Source organism: Agreia bicolorata, from assembly GCF_000938265.1.
GTDB classification, from domain to species: domain Bacteria; phylum Actinomycetota; class Actinomycetes; order Actinomycetales; family Microbacteriaceae; genus Agreia; species Agreia bicolorata.
In genome coordinates this window covers 87,205-106,187 of sequence record NZ_JYFC01000004.1, presented here as the reverse complement: position 1 = coordinate 106,187, position 18,983 = coordinate 87,205, and the positions used below count along the sequence as shown (strand labels likewise).

Below are 18,983 nucleotides of genomic sequence, written 5' to 3'. Positions count from 1 at the left end.
GTGCGGCATGTGACCATCAACGAATCCTCCTTGATTCGAGCAATCGATCATGGCAGGTGCAGCCAAGTCGAATTTCTGTCAATTACAACGTTGTAAAGTAAACGTTGTAAAAGTGATTCTGCACTGCGCCCCGATGTGTGTCAAGTAACGATTCCGATCGCTCGACCAATCGACATCGAACGCGTCGGTCGGCCGACCCAGCACCACGCATTGTGCGCTCGGCCAGCATTCAGATAGTGCTCGACTCGCGTTGCACAACCCGGAACTCGGTCGCGAGATCGCGCGCGGGAGCATCCGAATCGGGGTGCTCGATGCGCGCGAGAAGCAGGTCGACCGCGGTCTCGGCGATCTGGTCTTTCGACGGATCGATCGTCGACAGCGACGGGATCGAGTAGCGGGTCTCATCGATGTCGTCGAAGCCGATCACGGCGACGTCGTTCGGAATCCGCAGCCCGGCCTCCTGCATCACACGCATTGCCCCCAGGGCCATGGAGTCGTTGAAGGCCACAAGGCCGTCGAACGGCACGCCCTCGGCGAGAAAAGTGCGCATCGCATCGGCACCGTCTTGCCGATGCCAGCTCATGGAAGGAATCACGAGAGAGGCGTCATATTCCACTCCGTATTCCGCGAGCGCGTCACGGTACCCCACCAGCCGCAGCCCGGCCGATCCGACGACCTCGCCCGGATGCGCGCCGAGCGCGGCGATACGCCTCCGCCCGAGCGACAGCAGATGATCGGTCGCCGCCTTGGCGCCGGCCGTGTTCTCCATGGTCACGTGGTCTTTCGGGCCATTGAAGATGCGGTCGCCGAGCAGCACCATCGGCATCGTGCCGTCGAGGTGGTGGGCGTCCTCCTGGCCGAGCGCGAGAACGCTGTAGAGGATTCCGTCGACGAGCTGCATGCGGGGGCCGCGCAGAATCTCGAGCTCCTCCTTCTTGCCGCCGGGCATCTGCTCGATGATCACCGACAGCCCCTTGGCCTGAGCTGCCCGCATGACCGCGTCGGCCAGTTCGGCGAAGTAGGCGTTGCGCAGGTCGGGGATGAGCAGACTGATGACCCCGGAGCGACCCGAGCGCAGGCTGCGCGCCGAGAGATTGGGCTGGTAGCCGAGTTCGTCGATCGCGGCCTCGACCTTCGTTCTCGTGGCCGGCCTGACGTGCGGGTAGTCGTTGATGACGTTCGACACGGTCTTGATCGACACGCCCGCGAGTCGGGCTACGTCGTGCAGTGTTATGGCCACGGGTTGAGACTACAACGTTGGAGAAACTCTCCCTATCGCCCGCGGGCGAAGACGGAACTGTGTCGACGCTCGTTCTCTCGGTACAGCCGATTCGCGATCGGGGCCCACACGATCACGGCGACACCGACCCCGAGAAGCAGACCGCCGACCGTGTCGCTGAGCCAGTGCGCTCCGAGATAGGTGCGGCTCAGCATCATCAGGATCACGTAGACGATGCCGACGACCCAGATCCAGCTGCGGCGCAGGATGATGGCCAGCACCACGGCCATCGTCGTGGCGTTGGCGACGTGCCCGGACGGGAACGACCCGAAGTCGGCGTGCACCAGAATCTCCTCTGGCCTGGCCCGGCCGAAGATGCCCTTCAGCAACTGCACGAGGCCGGCAGACAGAATCGTCGCGGCCGCGAAATAGAGCGCGGCCCAGAACCTGCGGAACAGGCAGAGAGCCACGATGACCGCGATCGGAACGATGAACACACCGATGACGCCGCCCCCGAGGTAGTTCATCGCCAGCGAGGGAATCTCCCAGAACGGCGAGCGGTGTTCGAGGATCTCGTCCATCCACTCGGTATCGAGGCCGAGCGGGTTGCCGGCGCCACGCAGCATAACGACCGCGCCGATCAGCACCGCCACGACCAGAACGGCGAACCCGCTGATCAGAGGCCAGAAGCGCTGCACCCTGCGGGTCTTCTGGTCTACGCTCTGCGTTGTCTCGCCTGATGGGTCGGTCATCATCCCCCGACCGTACCGGCTTCGCCGAAAACGCGCGCAGGGCTTGCGATCACTGCCCGATCGCGGGCACGGTCGACGGGCGCACGATCAGCCACAGCGACACCACTGCGACAGCTGCGGTCACCGCCATGACCGCCCCCATCGGCACAGCGCTGGTGATGCCGAGGAACCCGACGACCGGAGAGATGAGCCCCGCGAGGCCGAAGTTGACGGCGCCCAGAAGAGACGCGGCGGTGCCGGCCTCCTTGCCGTGCCGGTCGAGCGCGAGCACCTGTACGCACGGAAATCCGAAGCCGCAGGAAGCGATGAAGAACCAGAGCGGAATCAGAATGCCGATCAGGCCGGCCCCGGCCGAATCGAGCACAACGATGGCTACGGCGCAGAGAAGCATCATCGCGGTCGTGCCCGCCAGAATCCACTGCGGAGCCACGTATTTCGTGAGCCGTGCCGACACCTGCGTGCCCGCGGCGATGCCGATCGAGTTGACGGCGAAGAGCAGCCCGTACTGCTGAGGGTCGAGCTCGTAGACGAGCTGAAACAGGAACGACGAGGCCGAGAGGTAGGTGAAGAGTCCGGCGAAGGTCATTCCGCCGATCAGCGCCACACCGATGAAGATGCGATCGGTAAGCACCGATCGGTAGCGCTGGCGCAAGGTGGAGTGGCCGTCGTCGCGCGGGCGCTCCTTGGGCAGGGTCTCGACGATCCAGAGCCAGACGGCGACCACCACGAGCACCCCGTAGATGGCCAGCGCCCAGAAGATTCCCCGCCAGTCAGTGAAGCGCAGCATCTGCGACCCGATGAGCGGGGCAAGCAGGGGCGCCAGGGTTGTGATCAGGGCAAGACGCGAGAGCATGCGCACCAGCGGGCGACCACCGAACAGGTCGCGCACCATCGCCATCGCGACCACTCCGCCGGCCGCGGCACCCGCACCCTGCAGAACGCGGAAGATTCCGAGCGTCACGATCTCCGGAGACACAGCCGCCCCGATGCAGGCCGCAATGTGCACCAGGGTCGCGAGGATCAGCGGAAGCCGCCGCCCGACTTTGTCACTCCACGGGCCGACGACCAGCTGGCCGAGAGCGAATCCGATCGTGGTGCCGGTGAGGGTCAGCTGGATCGCTCCCGCCGACACCCCGAGGTCTTGCTCGAGAATCGGGAATGCCGGCAGGTAGAGGTCGATCGTGAGCGGCCCCAAGGCCGTCAGACCACCGAGCAGCAGAACATAGACGAGGCGCTGACGGCGAGACAGGGAGTCGCCCGGGTGGACGACGGTGATGGAGTCGGTGGTCACAGATTTCCTTGCGCACAGCAGTGCAGTAGACGAATGGAAACCACCTTACCGAATCGATTCGACTTCCGATCCGGGTTCGTCTTTGATCCTTCTCAGATCGACTCCTGAGCGCCGTTAGAAGCGCCCGGCCAAGGTCGCGCCGGCAGCCTCGAGCCAATGCCCCACCTCTGCCTGAGCCTTCTGCGCGGAGCCCGCGAGCAGAGAGAGCGAGACCGCGTCGGCGAACTGCTCAGTGGGCGCCGAGATGCGACCTGCAATGAGACTGACCCTCGTCGCATTCGGGGCTGCCGCCGCGAGCACGGCCGAGACCGCTTTGCCAGCCGCCGATTGGGAGTCGAAGCTGCCTTCGCCGGTGACGACGGCGTCGCACGAGGCAATCGCCGCCGGCAGTCCGCTCATCTCGGCCACGCCCGTCGACCCCGGCACAAGCCGCGCACCCCACACCAAGAGACCGAAGCCCACTCCGCCGGCCGCGCCGGCACCCGGATGCGTGGGGTCGGCATCCCGGCGCGCGCGGAGCGCGTCACGCCCCACCACACGGGCGAAGGTCGCCAGGCCACCATCGAGCAGGTTCACTGCCTCGGCGGTCACCGCACCTTTCTGTGGCCCGTACACCGCCGCCGCACCGCTCGCGCCAAGCAGCGGGTTCGTCACGTCGCACAGCACCTCGACACCGTCGGGCGGCAGCGGCCTCAACGTGTGAAACTCGGCAACCGCGAGGTCGCGCAGCCCGCGATTACCGGCCCGCACCGGGCGGCCCGCGGCATCCAGAAACCGGGCGCCGAGCTCGTCGAGAACGCCCGCGCCACCGTCGGTCGATGAGCTGCCGCCGATTGCGAGCACGAGGCGGCGCACACCGAAATCGAGAGCCGCGACGATCGCCTGACCGAATCCATGGGAGTGGGCGTCGTCGGCTCGGAGCTCGCCGAGCAGCGTAAGACCACTGGTGCTCGCCAATTCGACCACACCCGTGCCGTCGGCAAGCAGGAGCCAGCTCACGTCGACTGGCCGGTCATCAGGGCCCGTCACCCGCAGTGGCATTCGCGTCGATCCGGGCACGGCCGTCTCGAACGCGTCGAGTGTTCCCTCGCCACCGTCGGCCATCGGCTTCAGCACCAGATTGTCGGTCGGGCGAACGGATGCCCAGCCGCGCGCCATCGCAGACGCCGCCTGCCCAGCCATGGCCGAGCCCTTGAATGAGTCCGGGGCGAACACGATCGTCGACGGCGCAGTCATGATCGCCACGTTAGTCGGTGAGTTGTGCATCCTGACAAGGCTCGCGTCGCTCTACGACACGGAGGCCCTGAGGCTGCGCACGTCAGCTACCCGAGCGCACCGGCGGGGTCGGCGAGCACGGGGGCGAAGGCGAGTTCAGCGGCTCCGACCATCAGGAGCCGTGTGCGCAGCTGGGCACGCTCGACCGTGACGTCGTCGCCGAGTGAGCCGAACGATGCGCGGCGGATCCCCGCCTGCAACCGCTCGGGATTCGCCGCGTACAGCGATCCGAGGAATCCGCCGAGAATGATCGACGAGGGATTGAATATCGACACGAAGTTTCCGAGCGCCGTGCCGAGCACATCGAGCTGGCGGTCGATCTCGTGGCGCACAGTGTCGTCGGCCGCGGCCACCAGCATGCGGTCGAACTCGTCGCCGTCGACCGGCGCGGTGCCGAGCACCTCGAGGAGCCTTGCCAGATTCACCTCGGTCTCGAGGCATCCGCTCTTGCCGCAGAAGCAGGTGACCCCGTCACTGTTCACGAGCGTGTGACCGAGCTCGCCCGCGTAGCCCTGAGCGCCGCGCAAGGCGTTCCCCGCCACCAGAACACTTCCGCCGATGCCGGAGGTCGAGCCGTTGAGATAGACGATGTCCTCGACACCGCGCCCCGCTCCGAACAGGCTCTCCGCCACAAGGCCGAGCTGGGCGTCATTCGCTGCAAAGGCCGGGATGCCGAGTGTTTCGGCGATCGGCTCGGCCAGGGGCTGGTCATTCCAGAGAAGGTGAGGGGCCAGGGTGACGACGCCGTCGGAGCTGCGCACCAGGCCGGGCACCGCGATGCCCAACCCCGCGATGCGCTGATCGTCTGCGAGGCCGGCAATAAGGCCCGCGACCTCGCGCTGCACGATCGCGACCGTCTCCTCGATGCCCGGCGCCCGCGTCGTCTCGTGGCGAACGCGCGTGAGCACCCTGCCACCCAATTGCACGAGACCGATGGTGACGGCATCGAGGTCGGGGTTGACCGCGACCGCGAGAAGGCGGTCGGTGAGATGAACAAAAGGGCTGGGCCTGCCGACCGTACCCGGGTCGGTCTGCTGGGTCTCGTAGACCAGGCCGAGTTCGCCGAGCTCGCCCACCAGCGCGGCGATGGTGGAGCGGTTCAGCGCCGTGGCGCGGGTCAGCTCGGCCCGCGTGCGCGACCCGCCGTGGTGAAGCAGCGTGAGCACGGTCGAGAGATTGTGCCGCCGCGCCTGATCGTTGCTGTTGCCGACCCGGCTGAGAGGGGCGGGCTGCTCGACGCTCACGTGCTCCCCTTCGTCGACCGCCGCTCGGCGCTGCCGTCTCGTCTATTCTGGCTCACGCGCGAGACTGGCCCGCCCGCCCGGTGGCGCCCCGCGCGAAACCGGCGGGATCGTCGAGCAGGCCAGAAAACGCGAGTTCGGCGGCTCCGACCATGATGATGCGCGAGCGCAGACTGGCTTTCTCGATGACCACGCTGTGACCCATGCTGCTCATGGAACGCAAGCGAACGGCATCCGCCAGTCTTTCGCGCCCTACGCTGAGCAGCGAGGCGAGGAAACCGCCCAGGATCACGATCTCGGGGTCGAACATGTTCACGAAGTTCGAGATGGCCTCGGAGAGCATGTCGATCTGCCGTTGCACCTCGCGCATGACCTTCGGATCCCGAGAGACCCCGAGCGCGATCTCGAGCTCGTCCTGATCGGCGCGAGGAAGCTTGAGCACGGCGAGCAGCCGGCTAAGGCTCACCTCGGTCTCGAGGCACCCGGTGCGACCGCAGTGGCAGCGCGAGCCCATGTTGTTCACGAGGGTGTGACCTAGCTCTCCCGCATATCCGCTCGTTCCGCGCAGCGGCGAGCCACCGATGATCAGCCCTCCGCCGATGCCGCTCGCGCTGCCGTTGAGGTAGACGAGATCGTCCATGCCCCGCGCGATGCCGAACAGGCTCTCGGCAATGGCGCCCAGGCTCGCATCGTTGCCGGCGAACACCGGGGTAGTCGAGCGCCTTGGCGAGCGCAGCGGCCAGAGAGGCGTCGCGCCATCCGAGATGGGGGGGCGATCAGCACCCGCCCATCTTTCGAGTTCACCAGACCAGGAACAGCTATGCCCACACCGGCGACTCTGAAGCTCGATTCGATCTCGCCGCGCATGCCGTCGACGATGGCCTTGACGACGTTGACCGTTTCGTGCACCGTCGGCACCCGCACGGTGTCGTATCGGATGCGACGGATCACCTCACCGCCGAGCCCCACGATGCAGACCGTGATCGCATCGACATCGGGATAGACGGCGAGCGCCACGATGGCGGGGTTCGGAAACACCTGCACGCTGGGGCGGCCGACCCGGCCCGAGACCGACTCGGGCTCGCCCTCGAAGGCGAGCCCGAGCTCGACGAGTTCAGCCACCAGAGCGCCGACGGTGGAACGGTTCAGCCCCATGCGTCGGGTGATCTCGGCTCTCGAGCAGCCGCCCGAGTGATGGATGAGCGTCATGACCATCGACAGGTTGTATCGCCGGAGCTGGTCGTTGCTCGAGCCTCCCCTGCTACCGAGGGTGAGTGATGCCGTGCTCAATCGACCTCACTCTCCCTTCGTCGTCTCGATATGCAGGCTCCGGAATCAGCGGCCGCCCGCGCGCCGCTTGTTGAAGATATCGAATGCGACGGCCAACAGCAGAACGAAGCCCTTGATGGCCATCTGCCAGGCGGCGTCGACCGACAGGATCGACAGGCCCATGTTGAGCACACCCATCACGAGACCACCGATGACAGCGCCCACGACGGTTCCCACGCCACCCTGCACGGCCGCGCCTCCGATGAAGACGGCCGCGATCGCATCCAATTCGTAGTTCTGACCCGCCGAGGCGACGGCACCGCCGGCGCGGGCGGTCGAGACGACACCGGCCAGACCGGCGAGGATGCCCATGTTCACGAAGATGAGGAAGTTGACACGCTTGGTCTTGACGCCGCTCATGACCGCCGCGAACAGGTTGCCACCCATCGCATAGACGTGGCGGCCGAACACCGAGCGGTTGAGCAGGAATGTGTAGAGCAGAATCAGCACGGCCAGGATGATCAGGATGATCGGGGTTCCGCTGTAGTCGGAGAGCAGCCAGGTGAACGCGAGGATCGCGATCGCGGCGATGCCGTTCTTGATCCAGAATGACACCATGGGCTCGCGCGGCAGGTCGAGCTTGCGCAGTGTGGCGCGCGAACGCAGACCCTGGGCGAGCAGCACGACCACGGTCAGGATGCCGAGCACGAGGGTGAGAACGTCTCGCCCGGCGACCTCGCCGAACCAGGCGGGAAGCCAGCCGGCGCCGATCGCGGTGAACTCGGCGGGAAGGCCGGAGATCGTTCCGCCGGTGAGAAGGACGAGCGTGAGACCACGGAAGATGAGCATGCCCGCGAGTGTCACGATGAAGGCGGGTATGCCGACGTACGCGACCCAGAAGCCCTGCCAGGCCCCGACGACCGCTCCCACCACCAGCGAGAGAAGCACCGCGGCCCACCACGGGAAGCCCCAGGAGTTCATGCTGATCGCGGCAACGGCGCCGACCATCGCCACGACGGAGCCGACCGAGAGGTCGATATGGCCCGCGATGATCACGATCACCATGCCGATTGCGAGGATCAGCACATAGGCGTTCTGTTGGATCAGGTTGTTCACGTTGCCGGGCAGCAGCAGGCGCCCGTTCGTCATGATCTGGAACAGGATGACGATGACCGCGAGGGCCGCCAGGATGCCGTACTGCCTGAAGTTGATGGAGAGCTTGGGAATGCGCCGTTTGCTCGGCACCGGGGGCGTGATGGTGGGGGTTGTTGTGCTCATCGGGGTCAGTCCTTTCCCGCGGTCATGTACTGCATAAGGGTTTCTTGGGACGCATTCTCGCGAGAGACCTCACCGGTGAGTTTTCCCTCGGAGATCGCATAGATGCGATCGGCCAGGCCGAGCAACTCGGGCAGCTCGCTCGAGATGACGACCACGGCCTTGCCCTGGGCGGCCAGCTCGTTGATGATGCCGTAGATCTCGTACTTGGCACCGACATCGATGCCGCGGGTGGGCTCGTCGAGAATCAGCACGTCGGGGCCGGCGAAGATCCACTTCGACAGCACGACCTTCTGCTGATTGCCACCCGAGAGCTTGCCCGTGATCGAGGCCACACTCGGGGCCTTGATGTTCATCTTCTCGCGGTAGGAGTCGGCGACCTTGTACTCGCGGTGGGAGTCGACGACGCCGCCCTTGGCAAGCTTGCCCAGGGCCGCTGCCGACACATTCACCTGGATGTCGCCGATCAGGTTGAGGCCGTACTTCTTGCGGTCTTCGGTGGCGTAGGCGAATCCGTTGTGGATCGCCTCGTCGACGGTGCGGTTCTGAATCTCGACACCGTTCTTGAAGATGCGACCCGAGATGTTGGTCCCGTAGGAGCGTCCGAAGATGCTCATCGCGAGTTCGGTTCGACCGGCGCCCATCAGGCCCGCGAAACCAACGATCTCGCCGGCGCGCACGGTGAACGAGGCGCCGTCGACCACAAGTCTCGAGGTGTCGACGGGGTGGTAAACGGTCCAATCCTCGACGCGCAGCACCTCTTCTCCGATGTTGGAGTCACGGGGCGGGAACAGGCTGTTGAGGTCGCGGCCGACCATGGCGCGGATGATGTGCGCCTCCGTGGCATCGGGCCCGTCCATCGGGATCGTCTCGATCGTCTTGCCGTCGCGGATGACCGTGACCGTGTCCGCGATTCTCTTGATCTCCTTCAGCTTGTGGCTGATGATGATGCAGGTGATGCCCTGCATGCGCAGGTGGTCGATCAGGCTGAGCAGATGAGCCGAGTCCTCATCGTTGAGGGCCGCAGTGGGCTCGTCGAGAATGAGCAGCTTCACCCGCTTCGACAGCGCCTTGGCGATCTCGACGAGTTGCTGCTTGCCGACGCCCAGTTCGAGGATCTTGGTCGCGGGGTTCTCGTCGAGGCCCACGCGAGCGAGCAGCAGCGCCGCCTCGCGGTTCGTCTTGTTCCAGTCGATCACGCCCCGGGTGGACAGCTCGTTGCCGAGGAAGATGTTCTCGGCGATCGACAGGTAGGGGCTCAGGGCGAGCTCCTGGTGGATGATCACGATGCCTTCGTGCTCACTGTCGTTGATGCCGCGGAAGGCCACCTCGTGACCCTCGAACTCGATCGAGCCGCCGAAGCTGCCCGTGGGATACACCCCGGAGAGCACCTTCATCAGGGTCGACTTGCCCGCGCCGTTCTCGCCGCAGATGGCGTGGACTTCGCCGCGCCGCACGCTGATCGAGACGCCGTCGAGCGCCTTGACTCCGCTGAAGTCCTTGACGATGTCGTTCATTCGCAGAATCACGTCGTGCTGCTGCACGCTGTCCTGGATGCTCATCGGGCTCCCTCCATTTCACGTCTTTATGCTGTCGGCGGCTCGCCGACGGAGAAGGTCGGCCCCGCCGAAGAGGCGGGGCCGACCGGGGGTGGATCTTTAGAGACCGACGTCGGACGCCTTGAGGAAGCCGGAGTCGATCAGCTTCGTCTGCACGTCGTCCTTGACGACGACCTCGGGGTCGAGCAGGTACGACGGAACGACCTTGTTGCCGTTGTCGTAGGTCTTCGTGTCGTTGACCTCCGGCTTCTCACCGGCGGCGATCGACTTGATCATCTGGAAGACGCGGTCGCCGAGGGCGCGCGTGTCCTTCCACACGGTCATCGACTGCTCGCCATCGAGGATCGCCTTGACGTTGGCCTTGTCGGCGTCCTGTCCGGTGATGATCGGGTAGGAGGCACCGGGGGTGTAACCGGCGGACTTCAGCGAAGCCTCGATGCCGATCGCCAGGCTGTCGTTCGGGGAGAGAACGACGTTGACCTTCTGGTCACCCGTGTAGAACGAGGAGAGGCGGTTGTCCATCTCGGCCTGAGCCTTGTCGGAAGCCCAGCCCTGGATGCCGATGGAGGCCCAGTCGTCGTCGCTCTTCGGGGCCTTGCCGCTCGGCACGACCAGCTGGCCCTTCTCGACGTAGGGCTGCAGAACATCCCACGCGCCGGAGAAGAAGAACTTGGCGTTGTTGTCGTCGGGGCTGCCGGCGAAGGGCTCGAGGTTGAACGGGCCCTTGCCGTCCTTCAGTCCGAGCTGCGTTTCGATGTACTGGCCCTGCAGGGTGCCGACCTTGTAGTTGTCGAAGGTTGCGTAGTAGTCGACATTGTCGGTGCCGTTGATCAGGCGGTCGTAGGCGATGACGGTGGCGTTCTGCTTCTTGGCCTCGTCGAGCACCGGCGCGAGCACCTTGCCATCGATGGCCGCGATCACGAGGATCTTGGCGCCACCGGCGACCTGGTTCTGGATCTGGCTGATCTGCTGGTCGGTCTTGTTGTCGGCGTACTGAAGGTCGACGGTGCAGCCCGCGCCCTCTAGGGACTTCTGAAGCTGCTCGCCGTCGTTGATCCAGCGCTCAAGCGAGCGCGTAGGCATCGAGATGCCGACGTTGCAGTCCTTGATCGTGTCGCCGGATGCGCCGTCGGTCGTCGCGGGGCTCGACGAACACGCGGCGAGTGACAGTGCCACCGCTGAAGTGGCGAGAACGGCCAGAAGCCGTTTCGTGGTTCTCGTGGTCATGGTGCTTTCCTCTCTGAATGCTGCCAGGGGCCGGCCCGATCGATGGGGACGGCGTCACAAGCGGAGGAAGGCTGTCTATCGACAGTTACTCCCTCGTAACGGGGCATCGCTGTGATGGCCCCGGTCGTTTTCACGACCTTTGTTGACGGAGCGAACATATCCCACGACGTCGACGTACGTCTACGCAATTCACTGATCTCGCTCTCACAATCTTGAAGCGACGTGGCGATGTGACCGTTCACACCCCTGAAAATCAGGGATCGCGTCCATTAGTTTGCGGAGATAACAATTCGATCTCAGAGAAAGTGATCGATTCGCATCTGGCCCGCCAGACCCAAAACTGATATGTTTTCGACAGCAACAATTCACCAACGACGTTGAGAGACGGGAATCACCATGGCCCTCGAGCCCACGCGCGACGATAAATTCTCCTTTGGCCTCTGGACCATCGGCTACAACGGAGCCGACCCGTTCGGCGGCCCCACCCGGGCTCCCCTCGACGTGGTCGAGGCCGTGCACAAGCTCAACGAGCTCGGCGCCTACGGACTCACCTTCCACGACGACGACCTCTTCGCTTTCGGCTCCACCGACGCCGAGCGCCAGAAGCAGATCGATCGCCTCAAGCAGGCCCTGGCCGACACCGGCGTGATCGTACCGATGGTCACCACCAACCTCTTCTCCGCTCCCGTGTTCAAAGACGGCGGCTTCACCTCCAACGACCGCGCCGTGCGTCGCTTCGCTCTGCGCAAGGTGCTGCGCAACCTCGACCTGGCCGCCGAACTGGGCGCCAAGACGTTCGTGATGTGGGGCGGCCGCGAGGGCGCAGAGTACGACTCGGCGAAAGACATCCGCCAGGCCCTCGAGCGCTACCGCGAGGCCGTCAACCTGCTCGGTGACTACGTCACCGACAAGGGCTACGACATCCGCTTCGCGATCGAGCCCAAGCCCAACGAACCGCGCGGCGACATCCTGCTGCCGACCCTCGGCCACGCGCTCGCATTCATCAACACACTCGAGCGTCCCGAGCTCGTTGGAGTGAACCCCGAGGTCGGTCACGAGCAGATGGCCGGGCTGAACTTCACGGCCGGCATCGCCCAGGCGCTCTACCAGGGCAAGCTCTACCACATCGACCTCAACGGCCAGCGGGGCATCAAGTACGACCAGGACCTGGTGTTCGGTCACGGCGACCTGCAGAACGCCTTCGCTCTAGTCGACCTGCTCGAAAACGGCGGCCCGAACGGTGGACCTGCGTACGACGGACCTCGTCACTTCGACTACAAGCCCTCCCGCACCGAAGACATCACTGGCGTCTGGGACTCGGCGGCGGCGAACATGCGCACCTACCTCCTGCTCAAGGAGCGCGCCGCAGCGTTCCGCGCAGACCCCGAAGTGCAAGAGCAGCTCGCCGCGTCGCGCGTTCTCGAGCTGTCGCAGAACACGCTCGGCGACGGTGAGAGCTACGACGACCTGCTCGCCGACCGCAGCGCCTACGAGGACTTCGACGCGAACGCCTACTTCAACGGCAAGGGCTTCGGCTTCGTTCGCCTGCAGCAGCTGGCGCTCGAGCACCTGCTTGGCGCGCGCTGATTCGGCGACGCTGATGCGTCGCCGAATCAGCGCGCGAAAGGCGGCAGCCCAAGACCACGGCAGACTCTGAGTCGTATCCCCCGCTGCCAACCATGCGCGCGAAAGGCGGCAGCCCTCAGCCGCGGAAGGCTCTGAACCGTAAGCCCCGCGGCCAGCCACCTCCTCGTTCCCTGAGCTTGTCGAAGGGCCTCCCCCCTTCGACAAGCTCAGGGAACGGTTCGTTTTCACACTTTAAGGAACTCCCCATGCCCCTCGTCGCCGGCGTCGACTCGTCCACCCAGAGCTGCAAGGTCGTCATCCGCGACGCCGAGACGGGCGCACTCGTGCGCATGGGCCGCGCGCCGCATCCGGAGGGCACTGAAGTCGACCCGGCGGCCTGGTGGCAGGCGCTGCGCCAGGCACTCACCGCGGCCGGCGGGCTCGACGACGTGGCCGCGCTGGCCGTAGCCGGCCAGCAGCACGGCATGGTCGCTCTGGATGCCGATGGCCGAGTCGTTCGCGACGCCCTGCTCTGGAACGACACCCGGTCGGCATCCGCCGCCACCGCGCTGATCGCCGAGTTCGGCGCCGACGAGCTGGCGCGCCGCACGGGAAGCGTGCCCGTCGCATCTTTCACCATCACCAAACTCCGCTGGCTGCGCGACGCCGAGCCGTCGAACGCCGAACGCGTCGCCGCCGTCGCACTCCCCCACGACTGGCTGACCTGGCGGCTGCGCGGCTTCGGTCCCGTCGATGACGACAGCAGCCCCCTCGGCCCCGTACTGTCAGAACTCACCACTGATCGCTCCGACGCGAGTGGAACCGGCTACTTCGACTCGGTCTCGGGCGAGTACGACCGCGAACTCCTCGTGGCCGCCCTCGGTCACGACTGCATCCTGCCTCGCGTGCTCGGCCCGTCAGAGTCTGCGGGCACCACCCCCTCGGGCGTCGTGCTCGGCGCCGGCGCCGGCGACAATGCGGGCGCTGCCCTCGGCCTGGGCGCACGAGCCGGCGACGTCGTCGTGTCGATCGGAACGAGCGGCACCGTCTTCGCGGTGACCGAGACCCCCATCAACGACATCACCGGCACCGTGGCCGGTTTCGCCGACGCGAGCGGCCTGTCGCTGCCGTTGGTCGCGACCCTCAACGCCGCGCGCATCCTGGATGCCACGGCCCGGCTTCTCGGCGTCACCCACGACGAGCTCGGCGCCCTCGCCCTCGCGGCAGAGCCAGGATCGAAAGGTCTCGTTCTGCAGCCGTACTTCGAGGGCGAGCGCACCCCCAATCTGCCCGACGCCACCGCCACGCTGTTCGGCATGACGCTCGCGTCGACCACCCGTGAGGGCCTGGCGCGCGCCGCGATCGAGGGCCTGCTCTGCGGCCTGGCCGACGGGGTCGCTGCCGTCACCACGCTCGGGGTTCAGGCCGAGAGGCTGCTCATCATCGGCGGAGCCGCTCTCAACCCGGCCGTGCAGGCGATCGCCGCCCAGGTCTTTGAGTTGCCCGTCAGCATCCCGACCCCTGGAGAGTATGTGGCCGACGGCGCCGCGACCCAGGCCGCATGGGTGCTGACCGGAAGTCGGCCCTCGTGGACAGTCGATACGGTCGCCACTCCGGCTCCCGACTACCGCCCGGTCATCCGAGAGCAGTACGCGGCTCGCGCGGTCTGAGATCCGTGGTCCCCTGAGTCTGTCGAGGGGAAGCTAAGTCAGCACACATCGCGCCTTCGCCGGCGCGCCGACCCCAAGCCGTCGGCATGTCGCCGCAATCGTGCTGACTTGGCGTGGTCGCTACGGCACTCGAATCTTCCGTGGCGGAGGAGAGGAGATCGCGGCGCCGCGACCCTGGTGGCGCTTGAGCGCGCGTCCCACAGCGAGCTTCGCCTTGGCCGCCATCTTCGCCGTGCGCAGCGTCTTTGCCGCCATGGCGGCAGTCAACGTGATCTCCTACGGATGGGTCGATCTCCCGTTCCTTGCCCTGTGCGCGGTCGATCCTGTGGTCTTCGCCGGATACCTCAATTCCGGCATCCGGCTCGCGCTCCGGCAGAGGCCCCGGAGCCGAGCATGTTGCCGGTCGCGACGGATGTTACCGGCTGACCGGCAACATCCGTCGCTTCGGGTAACAAGCGCCCCGATAGGCCGAGCTAGATCGCCTGGGCGAGGCGGTAGTAGGCCGCGTTCCAGCGCACCTCTTTGGCGAACTCGCGCAGCTCGGTGTTCTCGTCGATGACGAGCAGCTCGGTCTTCGCGATCTCGGCGAAGTCCTGGAACACCTCGAGCCCCAGAGCGGTGGACATCACGGTGTGGTGCGCCGCACCGGCCGTGAGCCACGCGGCGGCCGACGTCTGGAAGTTGGGCTCGGGCTTCCACACCGCACGCCCGACGGGCAGCTTCGGCAGCGGGGCCGTGGGCTGCACGACCTCGACCACGTTGGCCACGAGGCGGAAGCGGTCGCGCATGTCGGAGAGCGCGACGACCACGGCGGGGCCGGAGTCGGCCGTGAAGACCAGGCGCACCGGGTCGTCTTTTCCGCCGATGCCGAGCGCGTGGATCTCGAGGGTGGGCTTCTTCGTCGTGAGCGACGGGCTGACCTCGAGCATGTGGGCGCCCAGGATGAGCTCCGCGCCGGGAGTCATGTCGTAGGTGTAATCCTCCATGAGGCTGGCACCACCGGGAAGGCCTGCGCCCATGACGTTGGCGGCGCGCACGAGCACGGCCGTCTTCCAGTCGCCCTCGGCACCGAAGCCGTAGCCCTCGGCCATGAGGCGCTGAACCGCGAGACCCGGAAGCTGCTTGAGGCCACCGAGGTCTTCGAAGCTCGTGGTGAAGGCCGAAAAGCCGCCGGCCTCGAGGAAGGAGCGGAGTCCCAGCTCGATTCGGGCGCCGTCGCGCAGCGACACGTGGCGCTCTCCACCCTTGCGCAGTTCGGGCACGACGTCGTAGAGCTCTTCGTATTCCGCCACGAGAGCGTCGACATCGGCATCGCTCTGCGCATCCACGGCCTCGACCAGCTCGTTGACGCCCCAGGTGTTGACCTGAACGCCGAACCGCAGCTCGGCCTCGGTCTTGTCACCCTCGGTCACCGCCACGTAGCGCATGTTGTCGCCGAAGCGGGCGAGCTTCATCTCGTGGGTGGCGGCCCAGCCCGCAGCCGCGCGGCTCCAGTCGGAGATCTGCTTCTGCACGCTCGGGTCGGTGACGTGACCGACGACCGTCTTGCGGGCGACGCCGAGGCGGGCCTGGATGTAACCGAACTCGCGGTCGCCGTGCGCGGCCTGGTTGAGGTTCATGAAGTCGAAGTCGATCTCGCCCCAGGGCAGCTCGACGTTCGCCTGCGTGTGCAGGTGCAGCAAGGGCTTGCGCAGCAGGTCGAGGCCCGTGATCCACATCTTGGCTGGCGAGAAGGTGTGCATCCAGGCGGTGACACCGATGACCTTGTCGTTCGCGTTGACCTCGAGGGCCATGCGGCGAATAGCGTCGGAGTCGGTGAGCACCGGCTTCCACACGATGCGAACAGGGATGCCCGTGGACGCCTCGAGCGTGTCGGCGATCGTCTTCGACTGCTCGGCCACCTGGCGGAGGGTCTCCTCGCCGTAGAGGCCCTGGCTGCCGGTCAGGAACCAGATCTCGTAGTCGTCGAGAGTGGTGCGGAGTGTGCTCATGCGAGGGATCCTTCGGGGTTCTGTCCGTAGACGTTCTGGTAGCGGTCGAAGAGGGAGTCGATCGCGGGCTCGGGAATCTCGACGGGGGCGCCGAGCTGGCGGGAGATGTGCACGGTGCGGGCGACGTCTTCGACCATGACCGCGGCCTTGACCGCGTCGCGGGCGTCTTTGCCGATCGTGAACGGGCCGTGGCTCTTCATGAGCACGGCACGCGAGCGGTGGCCCTTCAGCGTCTCGACGATGCCGCGACCGATGGAGTCGTCGCCGATGATGGCGAACGGACCCACCGGGATCTCACCACCGAACTCGTCGGCCATGGCCGTGATGACACAGGGAATGGGCTCGGCGCGCGCGGCCCACGCGACCGCGTAGGTGGAGTGCGTGTGCACCACTCCCCCGACCTCGGGCATATGCCGGTAGACGTATGCGTGGGCGGCCGTGTCGCTCGAGGGGGAGCGCTCGGAACCGGGTGTGCCGGGGATGACGGCGCCGTCGAGGTCGCAGAGGATCATGTTCTCCGGGGCCAGGTCGTCGTAGTCGACGCCCGACGGCTTGATCACGAACAGCTCGGCGCCCGGAACGCGGCCCGAAATGTTGCCGCCTGTCCAGATGACGAGTCCGTAGCGCACCAACTCGCCATGGAGCCGCGCGACGTCTTCGCGGACGCGCGCGATCGCATCCTGGATCTCGGGAGTGAACTCTGCCACGGTGTCGCTCACGCGAGTGCCTTCTTTCGTGCGGTCTTCAGCCGCTTCATCACATCGTTGGCGCCGCGACCGAAGTAGTCGTGCAGCTCGGAGTAGTCGGCGTAGAGGGCGTCGTAGGCGTCGGCGTTCGCCTCGTTCGGCACATAGACGGCCTCGTCGAGCCGGCCCATCGCGTCGCTCGCGGCGAGCACGTCGGGGTAGGCGCCGGCCGCGACGGCGGCGTGGATGGCGGAGCCGAGCGCGGGGCCCTGGGTGCTGGCGAGAATCGAGATCGGCAGGCGCAGGATGTCGCTGTAGGTCTGCATGAGGAAGGCGTTCTTGATGAGGCCGCCGGCCACGATGAACTCGGTCACCTCGACGCCCGAGGCGTTGAAGGTCTCGATGATCTTGCGGGTGCCGAACGCGGTCGACTCGAGCAGAGCCCGGTAGATCTCCTCGGCCCGGGTCGCGAGCGTCTGGCCCACGAGCAGGCCCGACAGCTCGGTGTCGACGAGCACAGAGCGGTTGCCGTTGTTCCAGTCGAGGGCCAGCAGACCGTGACCGCCAACCGGCTGGTGCTCGATCAGCTCGGTCAGGTACGAGTGGATGCTTATGCCGCGTGCATCTGCCGCCTCGCGATAGTGGGCGGGCACCTGATTCTCGACGTACCAGGCGAAGATGTCTCCGACGCCGGACTGGCCTGCCTCGTAGCCATAGAGGCCCGAGACGATGCCGCCGTCGACGACGCCGCACATTCCCGGAACCTCTTTGAGGATGTCGGAGTTCATGACGTGGCAGGTGGAGGTGCCCATGATGGCGACCATCTGTCCGGGCTTGACGGCGCGCGCGGCGGGAGCCGTCACGTGGGCGTCGACGTTTCCGACGGCCACCGCGATGCCCTCGGGCAGACCCGTCCAGGCCGCAGCCTCCGCGGAGAGCCGACCCGCGGCATCCCCCAGCTGGCCGATGCGGTGCTCGACCTTGCTGGTGGCGAAGTCGGCGAAGTCGGGGTTGAGCGCGGCGAGGAATTCGGACGACGGGTACTCGCCGTCTTGCCAGATGCCCTTGTAGCCGGCGGTGCAGGCGTTGCGCACGTACTCGCCGGTGAGCTGCCAGACGATCCAGTCGGCGGCCTCGACCCAGTGGTCCATGCGGTTGTAGAGCTCCGGGTCTTCCTCGAGTAGCTGCAGACCCTTGGCGAACTCCCACTCGCTCGAGATGAGCCCACCGTAGCGGGGAAGCCAGGCCTCTCCGCGCTCCTCGGCCACACGGTTGATGCGGTCGGCCTGGGGCTGGGCCGCGTGGTGCTTCCAGAGCTTGACGTAGGCGTGCGGGCGGTCGGCGTACTCGGGCAGCTCGTTGAGCGGCGTGCCGTCGGCGAGCGTCGGAACCATCGTGCAGGCCGTGAAGTCGGTGCCCACGCCGATGACCTTCGAGGGGTCGATGCCCGCCTCGGCGAGAGCCGCCGGCACGGTGTGCTTGAGCACATCGACGTAGTCGCTCGGCACCTGCAGAGCCCACTCGGGCGGCAGGGTGGCGCCGGATGCGGCGAGCGTGCGATCCATGACGGCGTGCGGGTATTCGAGAACACCGCTGCCGAGTTCGGCGCCGTCGCTGACGCGCACCACGACGGCGCGCCCCGAGAGGGTTCCGTAGTCGATGCCGACGACGTAGCGTTCGTCGTCGTTCGTGTCGGCAGTGCTCATCGGGGGAACTCCTTCGTTCGTTCTCACGCGGTGGATCCGGCCAATGTGACCGTTCACATTGCCGTGTTCATGTTACCTGAGCGGCGCCGCGAGATGTCAAGCGCTGCCCCGATGTCGCGCCACATGACACATCACCCACGTCGCCCCATCACCCACGTCGCCCCATCGACTCGGCGCAGAAGCACCCTCACCCGGCGCGGAAGGTGCTTCTGCGCCGGGTGGATCGAGCGCCCCCCATCGACCCGACCCGGATGCA

General features: G+C 66.3%; 16 protein-coding genes. 2 read left to right on the top strand and 14 right to left on the bottom strand.

From position 1 onward, the window contains the following. Positions 1 to 229: 229 nt before the first annotated feature. The 10 genes from TZ00_RS10660 to chvE form a co-directional block, all read right to left on the bottom strand. Positions 230 to 1,240, bottom strand: a complete 1,011-nt coding sequence (locus tag TZ00_RS10660; RefSeq protein WP_044441625.1) for a LacI family DNA-binding transcriptional regulator — start codon at positions 1,238 to 1,240, stop codon at positions 230 to 232. A 32-nt stretch (positions 1,241 to 1,272) separates the two neighbouring features. Continuing rightward, entirely contained in the window at positions 1,273 to 1,974 is a 702-nt protein-coding gene (locus TZ00_RS10655; RefSeq protein WP_238579658.1) for a phosphatase PAP2 family protein, read from the bottom strand. Positions 1,975 to 2,020: 46 nt separating this feature from the next. Then, a complete protein-coding gene (locus TZ00_RS10650) occupies positions 2,021 to 3,262 on the bottom strand; it encodes a multidrug effflux MFS transporter (RefSeq protein ID WP_238579657.1) in 1,242 nt (413 codons plus the stop codon). 114 nt (positions 3,263 to 3,376) lie between these two features. Next, entirely contained in the window at positions 3,377 to 4,498 is a 1,122-nt protein-coding gene (locus tag TZ00_RS10645; protein WP_044441926.1) for a glycerate kinase, read from the bottom strand. A gap of 86 nt (positions 4,499 to 4,584) precedes the next feature. Beyond that, positions 4,585 to 5,781 (bottom strand): ROK family protein, encoded by a 1,197-nt coding sequence (locus TZ00_RS10640; RefSeq protein WP_044441624.1) that lies wholly within the window; start codon positions 5,779 to 5,781, stop codon positions 4,585 to 4,587. Between the two features lie 52 nt (positions 5,782 to 5,833). Beyond that, positions 5,834 to 6,439, bottom strand: a complete 606-nt coding sequence (locus tag TZ00_RS20410) for an ROK family protein (protein ID WP_238579671.1) — start codon at positions 6,437 to 6,439, stop codon at positions 5,834 to 5,836. Beyond that, positions 6,364 to 7,068 (bottom strand): MarR family transcriptional regulator, encoded by a 705-nt coding sequence (locus tag TZ00_RS20405; protein ID WP_238579656.1) that lies wholly within the window; start codon positions 7,066 to 7,068, stop codon positions 6,364 to 6,366. Before TZ00_RS20405 ends, TZ00_RS20410 begins: the two co-directional genes overlap by 76 nt. A gap of 45 nt (positions 7,069 to 7,113) precedes the next feature. Further along, on the bottom strand, positions 7,114 to 8,325 hold the full coding sequence (gene mmsB, locus TZ00_RS10630) for a multiple monosaccharide ABC transporter permease (protein ID WP_044441623.1): 1,212 nt from the start codon (positions 8,323 to 8,325) through the stop codon (positions 7,114 to 7,116). Positions 8,326 to 8,330: 5 nt separating this feature from the next. Beyond that, complete coding sequence (gene mmsA / locus TZ00_RS10625; protein WP_044441622.1) at positions 8,331 to 9,884, bottom strand: multiple monosaccharide ABC transporter ATP-binding protein; 1,554 nt, start codon at positions 9,882 to 9,884, stop codon at positions 8,331 to 8,333. Between the two features lie 96 nt (positions 9,885 to 9,980). Further along, entirely contained in the window at positions 9,981 to 11,108 is a 1,128-nt protein-coding gene (chvE, locus tag TZ00_RS10620) for a multiple monosaccharide ABC transporter substrate-binding protein (protein WP_044441621.1), read from the bottom strand. A gap of 396 nt (positions 11,109 to 11,504) precedes the next feature. Between chvE and xylA the strand changes: the two genes are divergently transcribed. Further along, complete coding sequence (gene xylA, locus TZ00_RS10615; protein WP_044441620.1) at positions 11,505 to 12,695, top strand: xylose isomerase; 1,191 nt, start codon at positions 11,505 to 11,507, stop codon at positions 12,693 to 12,695. Between the two features lie 245 nt (positions 12,696 to 12,940). After that, positions 12,941 to 14,344 carry a xylulokinase gene (locus tag TZ00_RS10610; protein WP_044441619.1) on the top strand — a complete coding sequence of 468 codons (1,404 nt, stop codon included), beginning with the start codon at positions 12,941 to 12,943 and terminating at the stop codon, positions 14,342 to 14,344. 120 nt (positions 14,345 to 14,464) lie between these two features. Here the strand turns inward: TZ00_RS10610 and TZ00_RS19965 are convergent, their stop codons facing one another. The 4 genes from TZ00_RS19965 to araB all read right to left on the bottom strand — a co-directional run bounded on the left by TZ00_RS19965 (position 14,465) and on the right by araB (position 18,727). Next, positions 14,465 to 14,611, bottom strand: coding sequence for a hypothetical protein (locus tag TZ00_RS19965; RefSeq protein WP_161793764.1), 147 nt, complete (start codon positions 14,609 to 14,611; stop codon positions 14,465 to 14,467). Positions 14,612 to 14,817: 206 nt separating this feature from the next. Further along, the gene (gene araA / locus TZ00_RS10605; protein ID WP_044441618.1) at positions 14,818 to 16,335 is read right to left on the bottom strand and encodes an L-arabinose isomerase; all 1,518 of its coding nucleotides are present in this window, start codon (positions 16,333 to 16,335) and stop codon (positions 14,818 to 14,820) included. Next, complete coding sequence (locus TZ00_RS10600) at positions 16,332 to 17,054, bottom strand: L-ribulose-5-phosphate 4-epimerase (protein ID WP_420796231.1); 723 nt, start codon at positions 17,052 to 17,054, stop codon at positions 16,332 to 16,334. Before TZ00_RS10600 ends, araA begins: the two co-directional genes overlap by 4 nt. Continuing rightward, entirely contained in the window at positions 17,051 to 18,727 is a 1,677-nt protein-coding gene (gene araB, locus TZ00_RS10595; RefSeq protein WP_044441617.1) for a ribulokinase, read from the bottom strand. Before araB ends, TZ00_RS10600 begins: the two co-directional genes overlap by 4 nt. Positions 18,728 to 18,983 lie beyond the last annotated feature (256 nt).